Source organism: Comamonas sp. GCA5, assembly GCF_036541385.1.
GTDB lineage: Bacteria > Pseudomonadota > Gammaproteobacteria > Burkholderiales > Burkholderiaceae_C > Comamonas > Comamonas aquatica.
This window is the reverse complement of the sequence record NZ_JAZHFR010000138.1, coordinates 1-5,347: the sequence shown is the minus strand read 5'-3', so window position 1 is coordinate 5,347 and position 5,347 is coordinate 1. Positions and strand designations below refer to the sequence as shown.

Annotated in this window: 5 protein-coding genes and 1 pseudogene; 5 read left to right on the top strand and 1 reads right to left on the bottom strand. The window is 67.1% G+C overall.

The window, feature by feature from the left end:
* The first annotated feature begins 95 nt into the window (after positions 1 to 95).
* Positions 96 to 509, top strand: coding sequence for a hypothetical protein (locus tag SJH88_RS18430; RefSeq protein WP_274755310.1), 414 nt, complete (start codon positions 96 to 98; stop codon positions 507 to 509).
* A 1-nt stretch (position 510) separates the two neighbouring features.
* On the opposite strand, the gene SJH88_RS18425 is transcribed toward SJH88_RS18430, so the two are convergent.
* Positions 511 to 1,413 carry a LysR family transcriptional regulator gene (locus SJH88_RS18425; protein WP_183302755.1) on the bottom strand — a complete coding sequence of 301 codons (903 nt, stop codon included), beginning with the start codon at positions 1,411 to 1,413 and terminating at the stop codon, positions 511 to 513.
* A 150-nt stretch (positions 1,414 to 1,563) separates the two neighbouring features.
* On the opposite strand from SJH88_RS18425, the gene SJH88_RS18420 reads away from it, so the two are divergent.
* The 4 genes and pseudogenes from SJH88_RS18420 to SJH88_RS18405 form a co-directional block, all read left to right on the top strand.
* Positions 1,564 to 2,457 carry an HTD2 family dehydratase gene (locus SJH88_RS18420; protein ID WP_274755309.1) on the top strand — a complete coding sequence of 298 codons (894 nt, stop codon included), beginning with the start codon at positions 1,564 to 1,566 and terminating at the stop codon, positions 2,455 to 2,457.
* Between the two features lie 69 nt (positions 2,458 to 2,526).
* A complete protein-coding gene (locus SJH88_RS18415) occupies positions 2,527 to 3,693 on the top strand; it encodes an acyl-CoA dehydrogenase family protein (RefSeq protein ID WP_274755308.1) in 1,167 nt (388 codons plus the stop codon).
* A gap of 19 nt (positions 3,694 to 3,712) precedes the next feature.
* Positions 3,713 to 4,900, top strand: coding sequence for a CaiB/BaiF CoA transferase family protein (locus SJH88_RS18410; RefSeq protein WP_274755307.1), 1,188 nt, complete (start codon positions 3,713 to 3,715; stop codon positions 4,898 to 4,900).
* Between the two features lie 119 nt (positions 4,901 to 5,019).
* Positions 5,020 to 5,223, top strand: a pseudogene (locus SJH88_RS18405) (MmgE/PrpD family protein); the annotation flags it as partial.
* Between the last annotated feature and the right edge of the window lie 124 nt (positions 5,224 to 5,347).

Sequence of the window (5,347 nt, the reverse complement as noted above, 5' to 3'; positions counted from 1 at the left end):
CACCGGGGCTGCGCTGCCCATCGCCTGGGCGGGGCCGTCCACCCGGCAGGCGTGCCCAGCCTGGCGGGCCTGCTGCAGCTGCCGTTGCCGGCAGCGTGCAGCAGCTGAGCAGCGGCAGCATGGGCCTGGTGATGCAGCCCCAGGTGCTGCCCGGCACGCCGGCCGCAGCCGCCGCCCAGGCCATGCGCACCAGCGCCATCCTGCAGCTGGAGTTTCAGCCCCTGGCCCAGGCCGTGCAGAGTGCGCAGGCGGCCTCGGTCTATCTGCCCGCCCACCTGGTGCCGCAGGAGGTGCAGGCCATGCTGCAGCACAAGGCCACCGACCCCTGGCTGCTGATGGCCCAGGCGCAGGCCGAAGGACAGGGCCGCAAGCAGCAGAAAAACGCCAACGAGCAATCGCTGTTCTGCAACCGCGCCGGCTGCCAGTACCAGGGCCGCGCCCTGTGCGCCCAGCCCTTTTGCGCCGAAATGAACTACCTGTGGTCCGTGGACCGCGCCCAGCGCCGCTGACTCAGGCGGGCGGGACCGCGTGGTGGCGCTGCACAGCGGCCATCAGTTCCTGCACATGGCTGGCAGGCGCCACGCCTTCGCGCACCAGCATGTAGCGCGGGCGCACCGCCCAGGCGTCGCTCAGCGCGATGCGGCACAGCTGGCCATCGGCGGTGCTGCGCAGGGCCGCGCTTTCCGGCACCACCGCCACGCCCACCCCGGCCGCGACCATGCGGCACATGGCATCGAAGTTCGACACCTGGATGCGCAGCTTGAGCGTCTGCCCCAACTGCTGGGCGATCTGGCTCAGAAAGGTCTGCAGCGTGCTGCTGCGGTGCATGCCCACGAAGCGCTCGTGCAGCACCTCGGCAAAGGCCACCGCAGCCACGCCCTGCCAGCGCGCATCGCTGGGCGCCACCAGCACCAGGCGGTCGGTGCTGAAGTGCAGGCTGCGCAGGCCGTGCGTGTCGACCTCGCCGGCAATGATGCCCAGGTCCGCGCGGCCTTCGCGGATGTCGCTGGCGATCGCGGCGTTCGGGCGCTCCTGCAGGTCCACGCTGATGTGCGGGTGCGCCATCAGGTAGGCGGCCAGGATGTCGGGCATGAACTCCGTCACCGCCGTGGTGTTGGCAAAGACCCGCACATGGCCGCGCAGGCCGGCGCCGTATTCCTGCAACTCGGACTGCAGCTGCTGGGCCTGCTGCAGCATGGCCCGGGCGTGGAACAGGAAGGCCTCGCCCGGCGGCGTCAGGCGCACGCCGCGAGCCTCTCGAATCAGCAAAGGCATGCCGGCCTCTTCCTCCATAGCCTTTATGCGCGCGCTGGTGGCCGCCAGTGACAGGTGGGATTGCTCCGACGCCTTGGTGAGGCTACCGCTTTTGGCCACCTGCAGGAACAGCTGGAAGTCTTTCAATTCAAGGCGCATGGTGATTCCGGGTTAGTACCAGGGTGCGCCTAGCTTTTGAAAAACCGAAGGCTTGCTCCCAAAAGCTGTGATTGTAGAAAGCCTGGCGGCGCCAGAAGATGGCGGCAACACCCCTGCTCCAGGCCGCGTGCCTGATGGAGAAAACGCCGCATGAACCACGCTGTGACACCCCAGATCGACCCTGCCTTGCTGGCCCATCTGCAATCCTGGCAAGGCAAGTCCGAGACCACGCCCGACACCGTCACCGCCGCGCCGCTGCGTGCGCTGTCGGCCACGCTGGACCGCGATGACCCCGCCCCACACGCCGGCACGGCCGTGCCGCCCTTGTGGCACTGGCTGTACTTTCTGCCGCACGCCCGCCAGAGCGAGATTGGCCCCGACGGCCACCCGCAACGCGGTGGCTTTCTGCCGCCCGTGCCCCTGCCACGCCGCATGTGGGCCGGCGGGCGCCTGCGCTGGGACACGGCCAACCCGCTGCAGGTCGGGCAGGCGGTGGAGCGCGTGTCCACCATCCGCTCGGTGACGCACAAGGCCGGGCGCTCGGGCGAGCTGCTGTTCGTGCTGGTGGAGCACCAGTTCCGCAACGCCCAGGGCGTGTCGCTGACAGAGGAGCACGACATCGTCTACCGCGCCGCCGCGCAGCCCGGGGATGCGGCCCCCGTGCCCGTGCGCCCGCCGCTGGACGGCCAGCAAAGCTGGTCGCGCGTGATCACGCCGGACGATGTGCTGCTGTTCCGCTACTCGGCGCTGACCTTCAACGGCCACCGCATCCACTACGACCGCAAGTACGTGACCGAGGTGGAAGGCTACCCCGGGCTGATCGTGCACGGCCCGCTGATCGCCACGCTGCTGATCGACCTGCTGCGCCGCAGCCTGCCCCAGGCCCAGGTGCAGAGCTTCAGCTTCAAGGCCGTGCGCCCCACCTTCGACCTGCACGCCTTCAGCGTGCATGGCAAGCCTTCGGCCGACGGCAAGACCATCGAGCTGTGGGCCCAGGACCACGAAGGCTGGCTGACCATGCAGGCCACCGCCACCCTGGCCTGACACATCCAAAACAGGAGCTGCCAGCGCTTGCCGGACAAGCGCTGCAGGCCAAAAACGCTTGAAACCGCCATGATCGAAAAAACCCTCTCCCACAACCACCACGAGATCCGCGACGCCATCCGCGACCTGTGCCAGGCCTTCCCCGACGAGTACTTCCGCAAGGTGGACGAGGCACGCGCCTACCCCGAGCAGTTCGTCCACGCACTGACCGAGGCCGGCTGGCTGGCCGCGCTGATCCCGCAGGAGTACGGCGGCTCCGGCCTGGGCCTGACCGAGGCCAGCGTGATCATGGAAGAGATCAACCGCTGCGGCGGCAACTCCGGCGCCTGCCACGGCCAGATGTACAACATGGGCACGCTGCTGCGCCACGGCTCCGAGGCGCAAAAGCAGAAGTACCTGCCCAAGATTGCCTCGGGCGCATGGCGCCTGCAGTCCATCGGCGTGACCGAGCCGACCACCGGCACCGACACCACCAAGATCAAGACCAGCGCCGTGAAGAAGGGCGACCGCTACGTCATCAACGGCCAGAAGGTGTGGATCAGCCGCATCCAGCACAGCGACTTCATGATCCTGCTGGCGCGCACCACGCCGCTGGCCGAGGTGACCAAGAAGAGCGAAGGCATGTCCATCTTCATGGTCGACCTGCGCGAAGCGGAAAAGAAGGGCATGACCGTGCGCCCCATTCCCAATATGGTCAACCACGAGACCAACGAGCTGTTCTTCGAGGACCTGGAGATCCCCGCAGAGAACCTCATCGGCCAGGAGGGCCAGGGCTTCAAGTACATCCTGGACGGACTGAATGCCGAGCGCACGCTGATCGCCGCCGAGTGCATCGGCGACGGCTACTGGTTCATGGACCGCGTGACCCAGTACGTCAAGGACCGCAACGTGTTTGGCCGCCCCATCGGCCAGAACCAGGGTGTGCAGTTCCCGATTGCCGAGAGCTTCATCGAGCTGGAAGCCGCCAACCTGATGCGCTGGAAGGCCTGCGAGCTGTTCGACCGGCACGAAGCCATGGGGGCCCAGGCCAACATGGCCAAGTACCTGGCGGCCAAGGCCAGCTGGGAAGCGGCCAACGTCTGCCTGCAGTTCCACGGCGGCTTCGGCTTTGCCTGCGAGTACGACGTGGAACGCAAATTCCGCGAGACGCGCCTGTACCAGGTGGCGCCCATCTCCACCAACCTGATCTATTCCTACGTGGCCGAGCACCTGTTGGGCTTGCCCCGTTCCTTCTGAGCACCGGGGGACATCCGACATGGCACTCTCTGAACGCCCCCGTCCGCTGGACGGCATCACCGTCGTCTCGCTGGAACATGCGGTGGCCGCACCGTTCTGCACGCGCCAGCTGGCCGATCTGGGCGCGCGCGTCATCAAGGTGGAACGCCCCGGCAGCGGCGATTTTGCGCGCGGCTACGACCAGCGCGTGAACGGCCAGTCTTCGCACTTCACCTGGATCAACCGCAGCAAGGAAAGCCTGGCGCTGGACGTGAAGCAGCCCCAGGCCAAGCATGCGCTGATGGAACTGCTGAAGACCGCCGACGTGCTGGTGCAGAACCTGGCGCCCGGCGCGGCCGCGCGCATGGGCCTGTCGTACGCGGCCTTGAAGGCGCACAACCCCAAGCTCATCGTCTGCGACATCAGCGGCTATGGCGCCGATGGCCCCTACCGCGACAAGAAGGCCTACGACCTGCTGATCCAGAGCGAGGCCGGCTTCCTGTCGGTCACCGGCACGCCGGAGACGCCCAGCAAATCCGGCATCTCGGTGGCCGATATTGCGGCGGGCATGTACGCCTACACCAACATCCTGTCGGCCCTGCTGCTGCGCGGCAAGACGGGCAGCGGCAGCCACATCGACGTGTCCATGCTCGAAGCCATGGGCGAATGGATGGGCTACCCGCTGTACTACGCCTACGACGGCGCGCCACCGCCGCCGCGCACCGGTGCCAGCCACGCCAGCATCTACCCCTACGGCCCCTTCGTCGCCGGGGACGGCAAGACCGTGATGCTGGGCCTGCAGAACGAGCGCGAATGGAAGGCGTTTTGCGACACCGTGCTGCAGCAGCCCGCAGTGGCCACCGACGCCCGCTTTGACAGCAATGCCCAGCGCAACGCCCACCGCGAAGCCTTGCAGGCGCTGATCCTGCAGACCTTTGCCGCGCTGACGGCCGCGCAGGTGGTGGAGCGGCTGGAGGCCGCCGGCATTGCCAACGCCCGCGTCAACGACATGGCCGACCTGTGGCAGCACCCGCAGCTGCAGGCGCGCCAGCGCTGGCGCACCGTGGACACGCCCGCAGGCGAGGTCCCGGCCCTGCTGCCACCCGGCGTGAACAGCGCCTTCGACTACCGCATGGACCCGATTCCCGCCGTGGGCCAGCACAACGCCAGCATCCTGGCCGAGCTGGGCTGGAGCGCCGAGCAGATCGCCGCGCTGGCCGCTGCCTGATGCCTGATGCCTGATGCCTGATGCCTGATGCCTGATGCCTGATGCCTGATGCCTGATGCCTGATGCCTGATGCACAAAACATAGCAGTCATCGCAAGCCCTGCCTCCACTGGAGAACTTATGAAGCAAGAAACTGCCATCCAGATCCATCCCCTGGCCACCTTTGCCGCCCAGCTGCGCTGGGACGATGTGCCCGAGCCTGTGCAGCGCAAGGCCGAGGACCTGTGGGTGGACTGGTTCGGCTCGGTGCTGGCCGGTCAGAACGCCCGCCCGGTGCACAGCATTGCGCGCTTTGCGCTGTCGCAGGGCCCGGCATCGGGGCCATGTTGTTGATTTCCACGCAGAACTGACCCGCAATTTCCATCTCAAACTGACCCACCCTTTGGCTTGAGCCGTAAGGCTCAAGATGTGGATAAGGTTTTGTTTCTCTCCTTCTTTGTGGACGGTT

Coding starts and splice junctions, on each gene's coding strand:
- SJH88_RS18425 (WP_183302755.1), bottom strand. CDS start 1,413: ATGCGCCTTGAATTGAAAGACTTCCAGCTGTTCCTGCAGGTGGCCAAA.
- SJH88_RS18420 (WP_274755309.1), top strand. CDS start 1,564: ATGAACCACGCTGTGACACCCCAGATCGACCCTGCCTTGCTGGCCCAT.
- SJH88_RS18415 (WP_274755308.1), top strand. CDS start 2,527: ATGATCGAAAAAACCCTCTCCCACAACCACCACGAGATCCGCGACGCC.
- SJH88_RS18410 (WP_274755307.1), top strand. CDS start 3,713: ATGGCACTCTCTGAACGCCCCCGTCCGCTGGACGGCATCACCGTCGTC.